At 45.9% G+C, this 19,914-nt stretch carries 16 protein-coding genes; 10 read left to right on the forward strand and 6 right to left on the reverse strand.

Features of this window, described 5'->3' with window-relative positions; translation table 11 throughout:
• Nucleotides 1-128: 128 nt before the first annotated feature.
• Together AC1HCU_RS03850 and AC1HCU_RS03855 are read right to left on the reverse strand one after the other, a co-directional pair.
• Entirely contained in the window at nucleotides 129-362 is a 234-nt protein-coding gene (locus tag AC1HCU_RS03850) for a hypothetical protein (RefSeq protein WP_480369302.1), read from the reverse strand.
• A gap of 281 nt (nucleotides 363-643) precedes the next feature.
• Complete coding sequence (locus AC1HCU_RS03855; protein WP_480369304.1) at nucleotides 644-2,287, reverse strand: AMP-binding protein; 1,644 nt, start codon at nucleotides 2,285-2,287, stop codon at nucleotides 644-646.
• Nucleotides 2,288-2,464: 177 nt separating this feature from the next.
• Between AC1HCU_RS03855 and mtaB the strand changes: the two genes are divergently transcribed.
• Genes mtaB through AC1HCU_RS03870 form a run of 3 tightly spaced genes read left to right on the forward strand, consistent with a single transcriptional unit; the run spans nucleotide 2,465 to nucleotide 5,780 of the window.
• Complete coding sequence (gene mtaB, locus AC1HCU_RS03860) at nucleotides 2,465-3,778, forward strand: tRNA (N(6)-L-threonylcarbamoyladenosine(37)-C(2))-methylthiotransferase MtaB (protein ID WP_480369307.1); 1,314 nt, start codon at nucleotides 2,465-2,467, stop codon at nucleotides 3,776-3,778.
• Complete coding sequence (locus tag AC1HCU_RS03865) at nucleotides 3,775-4,761, forward strand: lysophospholipid acyltransferase family protein (protein WP_480369310.1); 987 nt, start codon at nucleotides 3,775-3,777, stop codon at nucleotides 4,759-4,761. The genes mtaB and AC1HCU_RS03865 overlap by 4 nt, the downstream gene beginning before the upstream one ends.
• Nucleotides 4,758-5,780: a glycosyltransferase family 2 protein gene (locus tag AC1HCU_RS03870; RefSeq protein WP_480369312.1), complete on the forward strand. Its 1,023-nt coding sequence runs from the start codon at nucleotides 4,758-4,760 to the stop codon at nucleotides 5,778-5,780. The genes AC1HCU_RS03865 and AC1HCU_RS03870 overlap by 4 nt, the downstream gene beginning before the upstream one ends.
• On the opposite strand, the gene porT is transcribed toward AC1HCU_RS03870, so the two are convergent.
• Nucleotides 5,768-6,475 (reverse strand): type IX secretion/gliding motility protein PorT/SprT, encoded by a 708-nt coding sequence (gene porT / locus AC1HCU_RS03875; protein ID WP_480369315.1) that lies wholly within the window; start codon nucleotides 6,473-6,475, stop codon nucleotides 5,768-5,770. The two genes, AC1HCU_RS03870 and porT, sit on opposite strands and share 13 nt — an antisense overlap.
• Nucleotides 6,476-6,616: 141 nt before the next feature.
• Here porT and AC1HCU_RS03880 point away from each other — a divergent pair, with 141 nt between their 5' ends.
• Nucleotides 6,617-6,784 (forward strand): DUF362 domain-containing protein, encoded by a 168-nt coding sequence (locus tag AC1HCU_RS03880; protein ID WP_294070518.1) that lies wholly within the window; start codon nucleotides 6,617-6,619, stop codon nucleotides 6,782-6,784.
• A 268-nt stretch (nucleotides 6,785-7,052) separates the two neighbouring features.
• Here the strand turns inward: AC1HCU_RS03880 and gap are convergent, their stop codons facing one another.
• Entirely contained in the window at nucleotides 7,053-8,060 is a 1,008-nt protein-coding gene (gene gap, locus AC1HCU_RS03885) for a type I glyceraldehyde-3-phosphate dehydrogenase (protein WP_480369319.1), read from the reverse strand.
• A 245-nt stretch (nucleotides 8,061-8,305) separates the two neighbouring features.
• Complete coding sequence (locus AC1HCU_RS03890; RefSeq protein ID WP_480369321.1) at nucleotides 8,306-8,839, reverse strand: hypothetical protein; 534 nt, start codon at nucleotides 8,837-8,839, stop codon at nucleotides 8,306-8,308.
• Nucleotides 8,840-9,110: 271 nt separating this feature from the next.
• Here AC1HCU_RS03890 and ettA point away from each other — a divergent pair, with 271 nt between their 5' ends.
• The 6 genes from ettA (at nucleotide 9,111) to AC1HCU_RS03920 (ending at nucleotide 19,081) form a co-directional block, all read left to right on the forward strand.
• A complete protein-coding gene (gene ettA / locus AC1HCU_RS03895) occupies nucleotides 9,111-10,790 on the forward strand; it encodes an energy-dependent translational throttle protein EttA (RefSeq protein ID WP_480369324.1) in 1,680 nt (559 codons plus the stop codon).
• A gap of 47 nt (nucleotides 10,791-10,837) precedes the next feature.
• Nucleotides 10,838-12,427: a peptidase associated and DUF5686 domain-containing protein gene (locus tag AC1HCU_RS03900; RefSeq protein WP_480369326.1), complete on the forward strand. Its 1,590-nt coding sequence runs from the start codon at nucleotides 10,838-10,840 to the stop codon at nucleotides 12,425-12,427.
• A gap of 75 nt (nucleotides 12,428-12,502) precedes the next feature.
• Entirely contained in the window at nucleotides 12,503-14,641 is a 2,139-nt protein-coding gene (locus AC1HCU_RS03905; RefSeq protein WP_321722013.1) for an FUSC family membrane protein, read from the forward strand.
• A 193-nt stretch (nucleotides 14,642-14,834) separates the two neighbouring features.
• On the forward strand, nucleotides 14,835-15,851 hold the full coding sequence (gene tsaD / locus AC1HCU_RS03910; protein WP_480369329.1) for a tRNA (adenosine(37)-N6)-threonylcarbamoyltransferase complex transferase subunit TsaD: 1,017 nt from the start codon (nucleotides 14,835-14,837) through the stop codon (nucleotides 15,849-15,851).
• 32 nt (nucleotides 15,852-15,883) lie between these two features.
• Entirely contained in the window at nucleotides 15,884-17,584 is a 1,701-nt protein-coding gene (locus tag AC1HCU_RS03915) for a glutamine--tRNA ligase/YqeY domain fusion protein (RefSeq protein WP_480369332.1), read from the forward strand.
• Between the two features lie 54 nt (nucleotides 17,585-17,638).
• A complete protein-coding gene (locus tag AC1HCU_RS03920) occupies nucleotides 17,639-19,081 on the forward strand; it encodes a tetratricopeptide repeat protein (RefSeq protein WP_480369335.1) in 1,443 nt (480 codons plus the stop codon).
• Between the two features lie 191 nt (nucleotides 19,082-19,272).
• Here the strand turns inward: AC1HCU_RS03920 and AC1HCU_RS03925 are convergent, their stop codons facing one another.
• The gene (locus AC1HCU_RS03925; RefSeq protein WP_480369337.1) at nucleotides 19,273-19,893 is read right to left on the reverse strand and encodes a carbonic anhydrase family protein; all 621 of its coding nucleotides are present in this window, start codon (nucleotides 19,891-19,893) and stop codon (nucleotides 19,273-19,275) included.
• Between the last annotated feature and the right edge of the window lie 21 nt (nucleotides 19,894-19,914).

Consider the following 19,914-nt stretch of genomic DNA (forward strand, 5'->3'; position numbering starts at 1 on the left):
ACAGATAATCCTGAAGCCAGATACCTGAGGTGTGACAGACTTCGATAAACAAAGTTAGCGTTTTTCATATAATATCAAATAAATAAAGCCATCCTTTTGGGATGGCTTTGTTTAATCTGTTTCAACTCTTATTGAACGGGAGCCACTTCTGGAGCCACCTGATTCAATGTGTCGGCAGCTGCGGCTTCAGCAGCTTCAATGGCAGCCTGAATGCTGTCAGCCTGCACTTTAGCAATGCTGTCTAATCTAGCTACTTCAGCAAGACTGTCCTGAAGAGCTTTTTCTGCTTTCATCTGCGCGTTGTTGCATGAAACCAATCCCAATGTTGCTACAGTAGCAACCAGTAACAATACTTTTTTCATTCTTAAAATTTTTAAACGATAAATAATTTATTTCAATAATTAGTGCCGTTTTCCCTGCAATGAATTATCGTCACCAAAGTTACCTTTACTCATGTGCTTAAGGAAAATGTTTCCTTATAAAAACGATGCAAAATTAAACCAAAAATATGTTCTATAACATATAACATAGAATATTTTTTAGTTAAATGATGTTAAGCGATTGTGGTTCTTGCAGATCATGAAGAAAAAAATCCCAGAATAGATATCTTTCTGGGATTTTTAATAGGGTAGCGGAATCAAGATCAGCTGTAAAGGAAGCGTTTGATACTTTTCTTTGGGGTTTTCTCAAATTCTGTATTGACGATCTCAATTGTGGAAATTTTTTCATATTGAGCCACCGATTTGTTCAGAAGATTTTTGTTTTCATTCATAATCTGTGTTAGTTTATCACGGCTTATTTGTCCCTCTTCCATGACGGCAATATCGGGATAAACCAGTGCCACAAGTTTAAAGTCCCGCAAAACCACAAGGCTTTCGGCAATATAGGGAAGATTGTTCAGTTTAGATTCAATCTCTTCGGGATATATATTCTGCCCGTTGGCCGTGAGGATCATTGTTTTGAGTCGCCCTTTAATAAACAGCCGCCGTCCTCTCATAATTCCGGAGTCGCCTGTTCTGAGCCATCCGTCATCTGTAAAAGCTGCAGCGGTTGCTTCTGGATTCTTATAGTAACCTTTCATTACGTTTTCCCCGCAGACCTGAATTTCACCGGGTACAGTTTCCGGGTCGGGCGAATCGATACGCGCTTTCATGATATCATCCAGCACGGAACCACAGGATGTGGGGATAAAATCATCATGGTGGTCGTAGGAAATAAGCGGAGCACATTCTGTCATTCCGTAACCTACGGTGAAGGGAAATTTCATTTTATAAAAAAAAGCTTCCACCTCCGTATTAAGGGCAGCCCCGCCAATGATTACTTCCCGGAAATTTCCGCCGAGTGACTTTACGAGCGACTTTTTTATTTTGTTTAATATCAGCCGGTCGATGATAGGAATTCCGAGAAGTAACTTCACAATAGGTTTACTGATGACAGGGAGAATCCTCTTTTTGTATATTTTTTCAAATATCAGCGGAACTGTGATAATCAGGTTTGGCTTTACTTCCTGCAAAGCTTTAATGAGATTTTGCGGGGAGGGGACTGCCCCAAGCAAGGTGATATGTACGCCGGCGGAGAGTGCGTAGAGAAAGTCGAAAGCACAACCATATACGTGAGCCATTGGCAAAAAGGCAAGTATCCTTTCTCCCGTGAAAAGCAGCCGAAGTCTTTCGGCATAGGTTACATTCCCCGCAAAGTTATTCGCAGTGATCATGACTCCCTTGCTGAATCCGGTGGTACCTGAGGTGTAATTGAGGCAAACCACCTCCTCATTTTGTACCTCCGCATATTTGATGTTTTCCTTTTTAAAACCGTCGGGATAGCGCTTTCTGAAGATATCGTCAATGGACTTTATCCTGGCTGTGGTAGCCTCATCACCCTTCAGGAGGGAAAATCCTGGTATTTCAAGAACGGGAATGGTGATCTGCTCTCCCTGCACCCTTTGCCACAGAGAATTGTTTATGAATACCAGTCTCGAATCGGAATGCCGGATAATATGTCCGATGCTGTCGGGATTAAATTCCTGCAGGATGGGAACAATCACTGCACCGTAAGTAATAGCAGCCATAAACAGGATAGACCAGGAGGAATGGTTTTTGCCCACCAGTGAGATTTTTTCTCCTTTTTCGATATTCAGCTCCGAGAAAAGAAGATGAAGCTTGGCTATCTCCCGCGCCAGCTCCTCATATGTATAAGAGCTTGCTTCGTTATAATCGGTCAATGCAGGGAGTTCCCAGTTCTTTTTGAAACTTTCCTCATACAATCTGATAAAATTCTGTTGAATCATGGATGCACAATAATGCTATTTTTGTGCAAAAATAATACCTAAAAGTCGAATCCCAAAGAAAACATGGCAATAAATGGCGGTATTTTTGTATTTTTGTCTCCTGTATTAATAATTATTTTCAGATGTTCTGCCGATAGTTTTATCACAGCAAAATTCCGGTCAGACACTTTCAATTTTATGATAGATCAATCAGTTTTTCAAAATAAAACAGCGGCCTACTTTACCCTGGGCTGCAAACTTAACTTTGCGGAAACATCGGCCATTGGCAGGCAATTATTGCAGGCAGGTGTTACACGTGTCAGAAGAGGGCAAAAGGCCGATATTTGCATAATAAATACCTGTTCGGTGACGGAACTGGCCGACAAGAAAGGGCGTCAGGCAATCCGGAAAGTGATTCAGGAGAATCCTTCCGCCTTTGTCGTGGTAACCGGATGTTATGCACAGCTGAAGCCGGAAGATATTGCTACTATTGACGGGGTGGACCTTGTCTTGGGGGCGGAGCAAAAACTTGATGTGATGAAATATCTCGATGATCTGAAAAAAAAGGATAAAAGTGAGATCGTTACCTCCAAAACACACCGTATCAAGTCGTTTGTCCCTTCCGTGTCGGCCGACGACCGGACCCGTTATTTTCTCAAGGTGCAGGACGGCTGTGATTATTTCTGTTCTTTCTGTACCATACCTTTCGCCAGAGGCCGTAGCCGCAACGGTTCCATTGCCGATCTGACCAGACAGGCACGGCAGGTGGTGGAAGAGGGAGGAAAGGAGATCGTGCTCACGGGGGTCAACATCGGCGATTTCGGACATACCACCCGGGAAAACTTTATAGATCTTCTGAAGGCGCTCGACGAGGTGGATGGTGTGGAGCGGTATCGCATTTCATCTATAGAGCCGAACCTTCTGACAGATGAGATCATCGATTTTGTAGCTTCTTCCCGCCGTTTTGCTCCCCATTTTCATATGCCGCTGCAGGCCGGTAGTGACAGCGTATTGAGGCTGATGAAACGAAAGTATGACACGGCTCTTTTCCTGCATAAGATAGAAAAAATAAAAAAGATTCTTCCCCATGCTTTCATCGGCGTGGATGTGATTGTGGGCGTTCGGGGTGAGACAGACGACTATTTTACAGAAAGTGAATCATTTATTCGTTCACTCGATTTCTCTCAACTGCATGTCTTTACCTATTCCGAGCGTCCCGGAACGCAGGCGCTGCAAATTGATTATGCGGTGGATCCCAAAACGAAACACGCCCGCAGTAAAACTTTACTCGATCTTTCAGATGAGAAGTTACATCAATTTTACGAATCACAAAAGGGAACACGGAGAAAAGTCTTGTTCGAACACACAAAACGGGGGCAAAAAATGCACGGGTTTACCGAAAATTATGTAAAATTGTACGCCGATTATGATCCCCGCTTCGTAAACAGGGTACTGGATGTGGAGATAGGTGCGTACGACGGGGAGGAGATGGCAATGAAAGCACTGTTTTGACAGAAGCAAAAGTATCGGTATTAAATAAAACCGGACATAAAAAATATGACAATGAAAGTTATGATAGGATGGAAGTGGAAGACAGTAAAAAGGGGATAGGCTATTCCCTGTTGTATATGGTGACATATTTTCACGCGTTGCTTCCGTTTTCGGTGCTTTATTTGCTGTCGGATATCCTCTTTTTTGAGATTTACTACCTGGCACGCTACCGCAGGAAACTGGTACGCCGGAATTTGAAAAATGCCTTTCCCGAAAAATCTCAAAAACAGATTGTGGCGCTCGAGAGGAAATTTTACCATCATCTTTGCGATTATTTTGTTGAGACAATCAAAACGCTTCGTCTCTCGAATAAAGCTGTGAGTAAACGGCTTAAATTTGAAAACCCCGAAATTTTCAACCGCCTTACGGCCGACGGAAAATCCTGTATACTAAGCCTGGGGCACTATGGAAACTGGGAATGGGTACCCTCTATTGTGACACACTTCCAGCCGGGAATGAAACAGGGACTTGTGTATAAAACGCTCCATGACAAAGCGTTCAACAGACTTTTTCTGAGGATACGCAGCCGTTTTAACAGTACTCCCATTGAACAGGTGAGCGTCTATCGTCGGATGATAAAATTGCAGCAGGCAGGTGAGCGGATGGTGGTGGGCTTTCTGTCCGACCAGCGTCCGTCGAGAAACAATGACCAGTACTGGACCAACTTTCTTAATCAGGAGACACTTGTTCAGACAGGTATGGAAAAAATAGCCAGGCATGTGGGATGTGCCGTGGTCTATCTTGACATTCAAAAAATAAAACGGGGACATTATGTGGGTAAGTTTTCTGTGATTTCACCCGATGCATCCCAGGAACCGGACTTTGTCATCATGGAGCGTTATATGCGGAAACTGGAGGAGACCATACTGAAAGATCCTGCTTGTTACCTCTGGTCACACAACCGCTGGAAATTCAAAAGAAAGGAGTCAGTCGGTACGTCATGAAAATATCGGTCATCATTTTAAACTGGAACGGAAAGCAACTGTTGGCACAATTTCTCCCTTCCGTCCTGGCACACTCCCTTAATACCGGATGCAGCGTGTTTGTGGCCGACAACGGCTCAACCGACGACTCGGTGGAGTTTCTAAAAACAAACTATCCCGATCTGCCGCTAATCATTCTCGACAAGAACTACGGATTTGCCGAAGGTTACAACAAAGCCATTCAGCAGGTGGATTCGGAGTATGTGGTGTTGTTGAATTCCGATGTGGAGACCTCGGAAAACTGGCTTGATACACTGATTTATTATATGGATACCCATCCCGAAGTGGCGGCAGCGCAACCCCGGATATGTTCCTATAACAATAAAAAACAGTTTGAATATGCCGGTGCAGCCGGCGGTTTCATTGACCGGTACGGATATCCCTTCTGCAGGGGACGAATTCTGGAGGTGGTGGAGGAAGATCGGGGGCAGTACGACGCGGTGATGCCTGTTTTCTGGGCTACAGGCGCCTGCCTCTGCATCCGCAGAAAAGAATATATGAATGCAGGAGGACTCGATGTCCGCTTTTTTGCTCACATGGAAGAGATCGATCTCTGCTGGCGTCTGCAGGCAAGGGGAAAGGTGGTGGTGTGCTTACCTGCATCGGTTGTCTATCATGTGGGAGGAGCCTCGCTCAGTAAGGACAATCCAAAAAAAATGTATCTCAATTTTCGGAATAACTTGTTGATGATTTATAAAAATGTTTCAAAAGCTGATTATATCATAACTTTCCTTGTTCGATGCCTGTTCGATTTCCTGGCATTGGTACATCTACTGTTGAAAGGAGAGCTTAAAAGCGCCCGCGCAGTGGTGGAAGCCTATCGGGATTTCCTGAAGATGAGAGGTTCCTATAAAGCTATTCGAAAAGAAAATCTGAGTAAAACAAGTGTGAAGCAGATAAGCACCCAGTACCGGAAAAGCATTTTGCTGCAATTTTATTTGTACGGAAGAAAAACATTTGAGTCTGTCTATTCGAAATGAAAGCTCAGAGTGATCATCCTTTGGGTGGCTTTCGAAAGAGACCGGGCATATCTTTGTAGACTTTCATCGGTGAGATCCGCCCGATCCGTCTCAAGGATATCGATTAGCCCGAATCCGAACTTCAACTCCGGAGCCAGGTTGAACATAGGCAAATAAAAATTGCATCCCACACCCATTTCAAATCCAAAATCATAGGGTTTCAGCAACACGGCTTGTTTCTTTCGTGAGGCTAACTCAATACTGCCATATCCTCCCAGCAAAAAATAGGGCCTGAAGTTATCGATCCGCCCGGTAGATATTTTCAGATGGAGAGGTAGAGACAGATAATTATTTCTGATCTGCACGGCATATTCCTCTCCCGATGTCTGTTCTTTGAACATAAAATATTTCTCTCCCAGATAAAGCGTGGGAATAGTCCGTAGATTCAGATAACGGCTCAGATATATATCGGCGATCATACCGACTGAAAATCCGGGCGTATAATGTGGTATTTCGGAAAACCAAACCTCTCCATTGTCGTTCAGGTACCCCGACTGGGTAAGAATCAGGTCCTGGGTATGCATTCCCAGCGTGAATCCCAGATGAAATAAACGCTGATCGGCATAAGGTCTGTGCTGCAGTTTTCGGTACTGGCTGAAAACGTTGCCCACATAAAGAGACAATAGGAAGCATAGAAATATTATTCTTTTTTTCATCCGTTAATCCAACGTTTTTATTCACCTGTTATTGTGTTTTCCCGGGATAAAGATATCATAATTTTTTTTTATTCCTGAAAAACTCACTACCTTTGCAGCAACATCACAAACTATTTATAATAACTAATTTATTTCATTATTATGGCTTACGTAATTGATGATACTTGCATTGCCTGTGGAACGTGCATTGATGAATGTCCTGTTGATGCAATATCCGAAGGAGATATTTATGTAATTGACCCTGAAGTGTGCACCGATTGTGGCGCATGTGCAGATGTCTGTCCTACAGAATCTATTCATCCGGCATAAGAAACGGGTATTAAAACAGAAAAGCCGGGCACCTTCTGTCCGGCTTTTCTGTTTCTGTAATATCAATAACCCGGTTTGTATATTATATTGGAACTGTTACAATATGCATTTTTTGTTATCGGACAAAATGTACTTCATGAATTAAACCGGGGTGTGAAAGATACTGTTTTTATTTGGTTCTCTCTTGCCGCTACTAAAAAGTGATACAAAAAGCGCCCCTCTGCAGGGGCGCTCTCATGATCAATAATCCGCAACCGGACTTCATTCATTATGCATTGTTTACCGATGCCATGTGTGCCACAAGGTCAAGCACCTTGTTGGAATAACCCCATTCGTTGTCATACCAGCTGATTACCTTCACGAAAGTGGGACTGAGTTGGATACCGGCCTTTTCATCAAAGATGGAAGTGCGTGAATCGCCGATGAAATCGCTCGATACCACATCTTCGTTGGTATATCCGAGAATGCCTTTCAGTTCGCCTTCAGAAGCTTCCTTCATGGCCGCACAGATCTCAGCGTAGGTGGTTTCTTTTGCCAGACGTACGGTCAGGTCAACCACAGATACGTTAAGTGTAGGGACGCGCATAGACATGCCGGTCAGCTTGCCGTTGAGTTCGGGAATTACTTTACCTACAGCCTTGGCAGCACCGGTAGAGGAGGGGATGATGTTGGCAGAAGCTGCGCGGCCGCCTCTCCAGTCTTTTGCGGAGGGACCGTCAACGGTCTTCTGTGTAGCGGTGGTAGAGTGTACAGTGGTCATCAAACCTTCAAGTACTCCAAATTTATCGTTCAGTACTTTTGTTACAGGTGCCAGGCAGTTGGTGGTACAGGAAGCGTTGGAGACAAACTGTTCACCTTTGGTGTATGTATTTTCATTTACACCCATCACGTACATCCGTGTATCGTCCTTTGAAGGAGCAGACATCACCACGTATTTTGCACCTGCATCAATGTGGGCCTGTGCTTTGTCTTTCGAGAGGAATAAACCGGTAGATTCAACCACATATTCTGCACCCACTGCATCCCATTTCAGGTCGGCGGGGTTTCTTTCTGCACTGACACGAATCGTATTTCCATTTACTACCAGGTTTCCATCTTTTACATCAACCGTACCTTTGAACTGGCCGTGGATTGTGTCATATTTTAACATATAAGCGATGTAATCTACATCGAGCAAGTCATTGATACCCACTATCTGGATATCGTCTCTGTTTTGTGCTGCGCGGAAAACCAAACGCCCGATGCGGCCAAATCCGTTAATACCTACTTTAATCATACCTAATTGAATTTTATTTGTTAAAAGTGTTCGTTTATATTGCGTCATTTACTGGCGATGAAGGAGTGCTTTTTTTTCGCATCATGTTCATAATGATCATCGAAAGCGATCCTAAAAACCATCTTTTTAATCGTCATACAAAAATACAACATCTTTTCTTTTTAACGAAATTATTTGCATCAAAAAACCGAAATTTATCTTTGTTCTACCAATGAAACGAACGATTTTTTTCAATTTGTGAAGATTCACTTTGTGGGTATTTTTTTTGCATTTAGCAGATGTCCGGGGACCACAAAGGCCACAAACCAGGCCAAAGACTCAAGAAGCAACTGTTCCGGCAGCTCCAGAGAGGATGCGGTAAGTGCCAGCACTCCGAATATTACTCCTCCAACAAATACAAAAGGATAACGTAAAATTACCCCTGTCATAACAATGGTAAAAGCCATCAGCACCATGAAAAGAGGGTGTTGCAGTTCAAAGTTGATTTGATGCATTACGCGGTACTGAATGAGGTTGACCAGGATCATACAGCCAACCATCGAAATCCAGAGAGAATACAACGCAATTCTTGTCGGTTTGCCTCTCTTGTCTTTTCGTTTTTCAAACAGATAATATCCTGTAAAGGCAACGACGATTACCGGCAGTATTATTTTAAGGAGGTTTAAGATCTCTTCTACTAAAAAAGAATAAACCATCCTCCTTTTAATGTATCCGGTAAGAGTGGTAAAGACAAATAACCAGCCCCATACGATGAACAGGATTCCGTATCTTTTTGTCAATCTGATTTTAGGAAAAACATTCATTTTTGTGTTTAAATAAGGCGATCATATCTATTTATAAAACAAAATATGAAGCATTGTGTTCGTTTGTAAAATAAATATTGTTGCCGGTCGCCCGAACGCAACTTGCCATGAGTTACCGGGTGAACTATTTCCTCAAATTTCACTATCTTTGTGCTCCGTTACGGAATAAAATGTTGAAAAATGTTGATTTATATTTACTTATGGCGGTAAAGGTTGAAATAAAAAACGAATTTATTTATTAAAATATATGGCTGACGATAAAAAGATAATTTTTTCCATGGTGGGGGTAAGCAAAACATTCCCTCCTCATAAACAGGTACTGAAAGATATTTACCTTTCATTTTTCTATGGTGCCAAGATCGGCATCATCGGTCTTAACGGATCGGGAAAATCCACCCTGCTGAAGATCATTGCCGGGATAGAGAAAGAATATCAGGGCGAGGTGGTATCAGATAAAAGCTTCTCGGTAGGATACCTGGAGCAGGATCCAAAGCTGGATCCGGACAAGACTGTCATTGAAATTGTTCGGGAAGGAGTTCAGCCCATCATGGATCTGTTGGCTGAATACGAAGAAATTAACCTGAAATTCGGCATGCCTGAATATTACGAAGATGAGGATAAGATGAACAGCCTTTTTGCCCGTCAGGCTGAACTACAGGATAAACTGGATGCCGCGGATGCATGGAACATAGACAACCGGCTCGATCGTGCCATGGACGCCTTGCGCTGCCCTCCGGAAGAACAGCCGGTGAGAGAACTTTCAGGAGGGGAGCGACGTCGTGTAGCACTTTGCCGCCTGCTGCTGCAAGAGCCCGATGTGTTACTGCTCGACGAGCCAACGAATCACCTCGATGCAGAATCGATCGACTGGTTGGAGCAGCATCTGCAACAATATCAGGGAACGGTGATCTGCATCACCCATGACCGTTATTTTCTCGACCATGTGGCTGGCTGGATACTGGAGCTTGATCGTGGCGAAGGAATACCCTGGAAAGGAAACTACACCTCCTGGCTGGAGCAGAAGACAAAGCGCATGGAGCAGGAAGAGAAGCAGGTCAGCAAGCGCCGCAAGACACTGGAGCGGGAGCTGGAATGGATCAATCTGGCGCCCAAGGCGCGTCATGCCAAAGGAAAAGCCCGTCTGAACTCCTACGAACAGCTGTTGAACCAGGATCAGAAAGAACGCGAGGAGAAGCTGGAACTCTTTATCCCTAACGGTCCCCGTCTTGGAAATAAGGTGATAGAGGCCATCGGCGTGAAGAAAGGCTTTGGCGATAAACTGCTGTTCGATAACCTCAACTTTATGTTGCCTCCCAATGGTATTGTAGGTGTAATCGGGCCCAACGGGGCCGGAAAAACCACCCTCTTCCGCTTGATTCAAGGGATGGAGATTGCAGATGCGGGTAAGTTTGAAGTCGGTGAAACAGTCGTCACGGCCTATGTGGATCAGTCGCACGAAGCCATAGATCCTGATAAAACAGTTTACCAGGTGGTATCAGGCGGTCTTGAATTTGTACGGGTAGGCGGAAAGGAGGTCAACGCCCGCGCTTATCTCTCCCGTTTCAACTTTTCCGGAGCCGATCAGGAAAAGTTGTGCGGCGTGCTGTCGGGTGGGGAGCGTAACCGCCTCCATCTGGCACTTACGCTTAAAGCGGGTGCCAACGTCCTGCTACTCGATGAGCCGACGAACGACATCGACGTGAATACACTCCGCGCACTGGAAGAGGGCCTGGAGAACTTTGCGGGCTGCGCCGTGGTAATCTCGCACGACCGTTGGTTCCTGGATCGTATCTGTACGCACATCCTCGCTTTTGAAGGAAATTCAGAGGTCTTCTATTTCGAAGGGTCCTACAGCGAATATGAGGAGAATAAGAAGATGCGCCTTGGAAACGTGGAACCCAGGCGTGTTCGGTACAGAAAGTTGTAGTTTAAAGTGACCGGCGTGCCGGTATCCCGATTACAAATTACCCTATTATGAGAAAATTCGTATGGATTATGCTGACTGTTATTTTCAGTCCCACTCTTTTCGCACAGAACAGGAGTTACCAGGGTAAAGTGATTGATGCGGTATATCACACGCCGGTGGCTTATGCCGCTGTTTATATACAAAGCACCTCTTATGGATCGGTAACCGACAATGTGGGGGAGTTTTCTTTCACGGCACCGGATTCATTGCAGCATATCCTCTTGGTCATTGTTCGGCCGGATTTCAAAATCAGTTATCTTCCGCTCACTCAGCAAGATGTTGATAATCTGCTTATATCTCTCCACCCGGACGATTTTGACGCGAAAACGCAGGTGCTGTTGGATAGCCTTACAGATAAGAAAAACAGCCTGGTGGTGCTTCTTGATAAAGCAACCCGGTTTGTGACCAACGATTGGATACCATTGGGCAATCCGGACCTGAACAAATTTGATTTTGGGCGTATTCAAACATTTCCCACTTACAATCCCATTGAAGGAGTACGTCTCAGGGCGGGTGTTGCTTCAAATGCAAGGCTGAGTCCTTATTTCTTTCTGCAAGGGTATGTAGCTTACGGCTTTGTTGATCAGCAGTTTAAATATAGGGGTGAAACCACATGGTCCTTCAATAGGAAAATGTATCACGACGGTGAGTTTCTAAAAAATAACCTGAATATACTTTACGAGAAGGATCTCTACTCTCCCGGAGAGATGCATCCACGCTCACCCAACAACCTGCTGCTGATAACTTACCGGCGTTCGGAGAATGAAGCCACCTACCGTAACTTCGCAGAGATGAATTACGAACGGGAATACAAGACAGGTTTTGCCCATACCGTTTGGTTGCGCAGGGCGCGGTTGGTGCCACAGGGCGTGTTGCGTTTTGAAAATCAAATCGATGATATGATCTTTGTCGATGATGCCCTCCATACAGCCGAGATAGGCCTGCTATTGCGTTATTCCCAGAGAGAAGCCTATATACAGCAGAAGCGCAAGAGGAAGCCGGTTGAGATGACCAGTCCTGTCTTTTTTTTCTCCCATACATTTGGTAACTATGACTATTTCGGTGAAGTGAAATCCTGGCACCGATCCGAAATATCGGTGCAGAAGCGATTTCTGACAGGAACAGCCGGAAGGCTCGATGCAGTAGTAGAGATGACCAGAATCTGGAATAAGGTGCCGTTTCCACTGCTGGTCTATCCCAACCAGCGACAGCGGCATCATATTGAGAACAATGCTTTTTTTCTTAACAGGGCCCTCGAGTTTATGGCCGATGAACAGGCTACGATACGTACCACTTTTGTAGGGGAGGATCTGCTACTGTCTAAGATTCCACAGTTGAACCGTCTGCAGGTGCGGGAACTTATCTCCCTGCGTGCCTCCTGGGGAAGGTTAAGTAAAAAAAACGATCCGGCTCTCTCTCCCAATCTCTACACCTTTCCTGTCACTTCCTACCGATACGGTTCCGTACCTTACGTGGAGGGAACCGTGGGAATCACCCGCCTCCTGGGGTTGCTGCGTGTGGAGTATGTACATCGGTTTACCTACCGGAATCACCCTGATGCGCTGCAAGGTAAGATCAGGGTAGACGTGACACTGTAACGAAAGAGGCGCAGGAACCATAGTATCACGCAGGGAATCCGGCATAAGTTTAAAAGTGAACGCAACAGTTTAAATATGCAGAATCCGACAAGCATTATCAGGAACCAGATCGTTCATGTCTGGGTCAACATCTTCTGGAAGAATCCCAATCGTCTGTGGGCACTCAAAGTGGCTGCATCCATTGCTTTTTTGTTGATACCGGCTGAGTTATTGTTTCACAACTCTTTTATCGGTACCACCATGGCTCTTGGTGTAGTAGCCATGGCTCTCGGTGAGACCGACGTGCATCCGCGGGGACGTACCAAGTCGGCCGGATCAGCCCTCATCCTCTTTTTTATCACCAGCAGTCTGGTGGAGTTGTTTTCTCCCTTTCCGCTTTACTTTACCCTGTTGATCCTCCTTGCGGCCTTCTCTCTCACCCTTGCAGGAGGATTAAATGCACGAATGCAGGGAGTCACCTTTGGGACACTCCTTATCTTTGTGTATACAATGCTTGGATCGGGGAATGCCGACAGATGGTTTTACCAGCCCGTGCTCTATACCATTGGCGCCCTGGCTTACTCTCTGGTCTCCATCCTGTTATTACGCTACAGGCCCTACAGGCTGCTGAAGGAACAACTCTCACGCGGTTTTCTATATCTCTCGGAGTACATAGAACTGAAAGCAAACCTCTTTCCCAGCAAAACCCAGGTGCAGATGCTGATCAGAAACCAGCTCGCACAAAAAAATATTGAACTGGCGCAGCAAATAGAAACATGTAAAAATAATCTCTATAGCTATTCCGCCGAAAGCAATGACGAATCGCGCACAGTGGTAAATGTCTATTACCGCAAATGGTTTCTGTTGCAAGAGATGCAGGAACGGGCAATTTCCAGCCATGAACAGTACGACCTGCTGAGCAGAGAGGTAAGCAACATAAAATTGCTGGAAGGTTTTGGACAGCTCATGCGTGAAATTGGAAAGGCAATGTACCTCTTCAGCAATTCCCTGTTAACGGATCAGCCTTACACACATCCCCTCTCATTGGAATGGACACTTTCTGCGGTACAAAATATGCTGGAAGAGGAGCGGGGAGAGCAGCATTACCTGACCCTGTCATTGCTGATGAAAAATCTCACCGGCCTTGAAAGGAACCTGCGTGAGGAGGAGACCGTCAGCGCACAGATCGATGTCACTGTCTTCAATAGCCGCAAACCGGAACGAACACGGCTTGCCGATCTTTTGAAAACGGTCCACCCGCGTTTTAAGTTTGCCGTCCGCCTCACCTTAAGCTGGCTGTTGGGATACGGCATCATGCAATTATTTCATTTTGATAAGGGAGCATGGATTCTGTTGACCTCGCTCATTGTCTTTCAACAGACCTACAGTGCTACCCGGATGCGACTTTTTCACCGTGTTTCCGGTACGCTCATAGGGGTAATTCTGGGGGTTACACTGGCCCAGTTGCTCCCCACGCTCCCAGGTCAGATTCTACTCCTGATTACCTCCATTTACTTTTTCTTCTACTGGCTGAAAAAAAACTATATTGTAGCCGCGATCTTTATCACGATCTATGTACTGGCTGCATTTAACCTTCTTTCCCATCAGGGCGTGGCAGTTATGCTTCCCCGTATTATAGACACGCTAATAGGCGGTGCCATTGCCTATCTGGTTGTACGGTTTGTCTGGCCCGACTGGCAATACAAGCAGTTGCCACAATTACTGCTGAATGCGGTGACGAAAAACAAGCGTTACTTCGAAAGCATCTACGAAGGAACGGTCACCGAAGAGGATTACCTCCATAACCGTCGTACCGCTTATAATGCCGACAATGCGCTTACCTCCGCATGGAAAGGAATGCGCCTCGAACCCAAGAGCACGAGACAGTACCAGGACAGCGCTTTCAGCCTCACCAATCTCAACCATGCACTACTCTCTTACATATCAGCCTTCGGTATCCATAAACATGCCGAATATCTTACCCCTTATGAACGCGAATTGTGTCAGGATATCAGTAAAGTTCTACATTACGTAACCGAACTGTTGAATGGCACTGCCGATGTGTCGCGTCTTGATACACTGCTGCATGCAGCCAACTGTTGGGAAGAAAGTCTGGAGAAAATGCAGCACGATGCAACCAACCGTAGGGCAGGTTTAATTTACAATATCGCACACGTTTCTCGTGAACTGCTTATCGAGGCAACATCGATCGTGAAACAGAGTACTACAAAATAACCGTATTCGTCAGAACGAGGCTGTAGTACATAGGCCATTCAGTGGCTGAGGTTTTTAAATGCGTTTCGTTGTTTCTCGGCGAAACGTTTTTTTGTGCTATCTTTGTATTCTCATTGTGGTGTAGTATCATGGCGCACTGCTATGGCGTGAGCAATGATGTACATCAGAGACCAACATGATTGTAATTGGGTAAATGATAACAATATTAGGCATAGAATCGTCTTGCGACGATACCTCGGCAGCGGTTATCCGCGATGGGGTCATCCTCTCCAATGTGATCGCCGGACAGGCAGTACACGAACGTTATGGCGGCGTAGTACCCGAACTGGCGTCGCGCGCGCATCAGCAGAATATCATTCCTGTGGTACACGATGCCCTGAAGCAGGCAGGAGTTGCCAGGGAGGAGGTGACGGCTGTGGCCTTCACCCGTGGGCCGGGATTGCTGGGCTCCCTGCTGGTGGGTACTTCGTTTGCGAAAGGTTTCTCGTCGGCGCTCAATATTCCCATGGTTGAGGTAAACCACCTGCAGGCACATGTGCTGGCTCATTTTATCAAGGAAGATGAGCAGGATGGCAATCAACCCCAATTTCCGTTTCTTTGTCTCCTTGTATCGGGTGGTAATTCACAAATCATCCTGGTGAAATCGTACGACGAGATGGAGATCATCGGGAAGACCATCGACGATGCGGCTGGCGAGGCATTCGATAAGTGCGCCAAGGTGATGGGACTTGGTTATCCCGGAGGGCCGGTGGTGGACCGGTTGGCGAAACTGGGTAACCCGGAACGGTTTACCTTCAGCAAACCGCGTATTGAAGGGTATGATTACAGTTTTAGCGGACTGAAAACGTCGTTTCTCTATTTTTTACGTGATGAACTGAAAAAGGATTCCGGCTTCATTGAGAAAAGCAAAAATGACCTGTGTGCATCGCTGCAGAAGACCATCGTGGATATTCTTATGGATAAGCTTTATCAGGCCTCCGTCGATTTAAATATAAAAGAGGTGGCCGTTGCCGGAGGCGTATCGGCCAACTCCGGTTTAAGGAATGCATTTGAAGAATATAGCCGCAAGCATGGATGGAAGATACATATTCCCCGGTTTGCATATACTACCGACAATGCAGCCATGGTTGCCATCACCGGATATTACAAATATCTGAAGGGGGAGTTTGCCGCTCCGGACGTGGCTCCCTACGCAAGGGTGTCCATATAATTCTTAATTGATAATTGATAATTAATCCAAATATGTCAGGAACAGAAAATTCTATCGTGGAGGAGAACAGGAAGAGTCTCAATTTTATTGAACAGATTGTTGAAAACGATTTGAAGGAGGGTAAGAATGACGGACGCATACAAACGCGTTTTCCGCCGGAACCCAACGGATACCTGCATATCGGCCATGCCAAAGCTATTTGCATTGACTTCGGCATTGCACAAAACTATGGTGGTATCTGTAATCTTCGTTTCGACGATACCAATCCCGTGAAAGAGGATGTAGAGTACGTCGATTCCATCATGGAAGACATCAAATGGCTCGGATTTCATTGGGAGAATGTCTATTATGCATCCGACTATTTTCAACAGCTGTGGGACTTTGCCGTAAAGCTGATTAAGGAAGATAAAGCATATATCGATGAACAGTCGGCCGAAGAGATTGCACGCCAAAAGGGAACACCCACCGAAGCGGGCACACACAGTCCCTTCCGTGACCGCCCCATAGAGGAGTCACTGGCGCTGTTCGAACAGATGAACAGCGGTGAGATACCCGAAGGGAAGATGGTACTGCGTGCCAAAATCGACATGGCTTCATCCAATATGCACTTCCGCGACCCTATCATCTACCGTGTGATCCATATTCCGCACCATCGTACAGGCACCACCTGGAAGGCTTACCCGATGTACGACTTTGCCCACGGGCAATCGGACTACTTCGAAGGAGTAACACATTCTCTCTGTACACTGGAGTTTGTGGTGCACCGGCCTCTGTACGACTGGTTCATCGACCAGCTGGCCGACAGCGACTACCGTCCCCGCCAGTACGAGTTCAACCGTCTCAGCCTCACCTACACGGTGATGAGCAAGCGCAAACTGCTGCAGCTGGTGCAGGAGAAACTGGTCTCGGGATGGGACGATCCACGCATGCCCACCCTGTGTGGGATGCGCCGTCGTGGCTACACCCCCGAAGCCATCCGTAGCTTTGTTGATAAGATAGGATATACCAAATACGATGGCATCAACGACGTGTCGTTGCTGGAACATGCTGTAAGGGAAGATCTGAATGCTACTGTCATGCGTGTGTCGGGTGTGATCGATCCCGTGAAACTGATACTGACCAATTACCCCGCAGAGAACGTGGAAGAGATGGAAGCGATCAACAACCCCGAGGATGAGTCGCAGGGCAGCCGTATTGTGAAGTTCTCCCGGGAGCTCTGGATTGAACGCGACGATTTTATGGAGGATGCCCCCAAGAAATATTTCCGTCTCACCCCGGGCAGTGAAGTGCGTCTGAAGAATGCCTATATCGTGAAGTGTACTGGCTGTAAAAAAGATGAACAGGGTAACGTCACGGAGGTCTACGCGGAGTATGATCCGCAGACCAAGAGCGGCATGCCGGAGGCAAACCGTAAGGTAAAGGGAACCATACACTGGGTGTCTGTACCACACAGCGTGGATGCCGAAGTGCGACTCTATGACCGGCTCTTCATGGTGGAAGATCCGGCAGGTGAAAAAGAAAAGGATTTCCGTGAACTGATCAATCCCGAGTCACTTATCGTGAAAAAGGGATGTAAAGTGGAAGCCTGTCTCAAAGATGCAAAACCTCTCGACCGTTTTCAGTTCCAGCGCATCGGCTATTTCAATGTGGATACCGATTCTGCAGACAATAGACTGGTGTTTAACCGTACTGTTGCACTCAAGGATTCCTGGAGGAAACAGGGTAACAGCTGAGAGGAAACAGCGGATTTGATACAGAATATATAAAATAGGTGCTATTTTTTTGAAATGCGTAGAGAGTTTGAAGACAGCGAGCTGGATATCACTTCCCTGGTAGAGAAGTATGAGCAGATGCGTGCTCTTGGCCGAAAAGTTTATTTTGATGCCGATGAGTTTGCGGTACTTGCCGAATACTACAACGCGGGCGGTGACAACGACGAGGCAGAGGAGCTTATCTCGGAGGGTTTGAAAATGCACCCCGGCAGCCCCGAGCTGATGTTGTTGAAAGTGAAAATACTCGTTTTCTCGGAAATGTATGAGGAGGCACTCGATTATATGAGACAATTGTCGGAGGAAGACGACGTGGAGCTTCCTCTGCTGAAGATTGAGGCTTTGTTGCACACCGACCGGTACCACGAAGCGGATGAGTTGATTAATAAGACTCTGGAACATGAGCTGTCGGTCGATGATCTATACTTTTTTATCACGGAGACAGGTTATCTGCTTAATGACGTGGATAAGTTCGACCGGGCCATCGCCTTCCTCGAGGAGAGCATGAAGATTGATGAGTCGAATACCGATGCTATTGTTGATCTTGCCTACGCCTACGAGATGAAGGGTAACCTCGAAAAAGCCATCGAATATAACAATCTGTTACTCGATATTGATCCCTATTCCTACGATGGCTGGGTGAATATCGGGAAGCTTCATTCCATGAATGGGGAATATGCCAAAGCGATCGATGCATTTGATTTTGCGCTTACCATCAACGATGGCGACAACGGCTTGTTGAAGATGAAAGCCATGGCGCTCTATCTGAACGACAATGCTCCCGAAGCCATCGCCATCTTTGAAGGATGTCTGCAACAGTCGCCCGACGATGAGTCGTTGTATGACTCGCTGCTTGAGGCCTACGATGTCATGGAGCAGTACGAGGAGATGATGAAGCTCATCGACAAAAAGGAAGCCTTGTTTGGCAGTGGAGGAATCCTTGCCAAGCGGGCCTTTGTGTACATCAACATGGGCGAAATTGCGAAAGCCGAGGTATTGTTTGGACAGATACCCGATTCGGAAAAGGAGACCCTCGACTATTACATGCTGGAGGGAGAACTCGCCTTTCAACACGACGACTACATGGGAGCCGAGGCAGCTTACATGAAGGCTGCCCTGATCTCGGAAGGTAACGAGGATATCATCGACAGGCTAGCCAACATTAGTGTGGCACAGGAAAAGTATGGGCAAGCAGCTGCATATCTGGAAGAACTGCTCGAAATTGACCCAGACTATCCCAGCGCAAAATCAAGGCTGGCCTTCATTCGCTTCGAAATAGGCTCCAAAGAACCGTTCGACGAAATCATGGCACAGTTTTCCGATGAGGAACTCCGTTCACTGCTAAGTTTGATCATGGGAAACGAAGAGGATGACTTTGCCGGGTTTGGCAGAGAAAAAATACTCACCCGGCTCAATGAAGCACGGGAGAACAGAATACTTTTCAAGAATATCAAATATTGATTTCCTGCCGTGCAATTTATTCAAGTGATTTGTTGATTCCTAATGTGACACAGTCATTGTTGAACAAGAGAATTTTGTTCAGCCTACACAATGATGCACTTATTCTGACAATCATTTTTTAGTAACTGTTGACTGTCGCGTTATTTTCTTGTCTTAGGGCAAGTGAAGAGAAATTATTGTTTTTTTAATCCCTAAAAGAAAATTACTTCCCCGGAGTCGATATCATAAAGGCCTCCCTCAATGAGGATTGTGCCATCCTTTTCCAACCGGTTAAGAATGGGACTTTCGGCACGTATCTGGTTTATCATCAGTTGCACGTTTATAATGCTTACATTCTTCACAAATAAATGGTTGCGGCCGTTTCTGTCTGCTTTCGTTTCAGCTTCCTGATCTATCGCCGGTTGTATTTTGCGGAGGAGGCCGGTAAGATGGCCTGATTGTACATGGTTGCAGGCACTTGTGACGGCCCCACATTTAGTGTGCCCAAGAACCATAATTATTTTTGATCCGGCCACATCACAGGCATATTCCATGCTGCCGAGAATATCGTCGTTAATAATATTTCCTGCAATCCGTATGCTGAAAATATCACCCAATCCCTGGTCGAAGATCAGTTCTGCAGATGTTCTCGAATCAATACAACTTAACACCGTGGCAAAAGGATACTGGCCTTCCGAGGATAGGTTCACCTGTGTAAGCAGGTTCCTGTCCATTTTCAGGTTATTTCGAAACCGTTTGTTTCCCTCCTTTAGTAGCTCCAACGCGCCGGCCGGTGTGATTTTATTCTGACTTTCCTTTGTGTGTACCCACATGATTGCATGATTTAATCCTAC

This window comes from Proteiniphilum sp. LBM24028 (assembly GCF_056629195.1).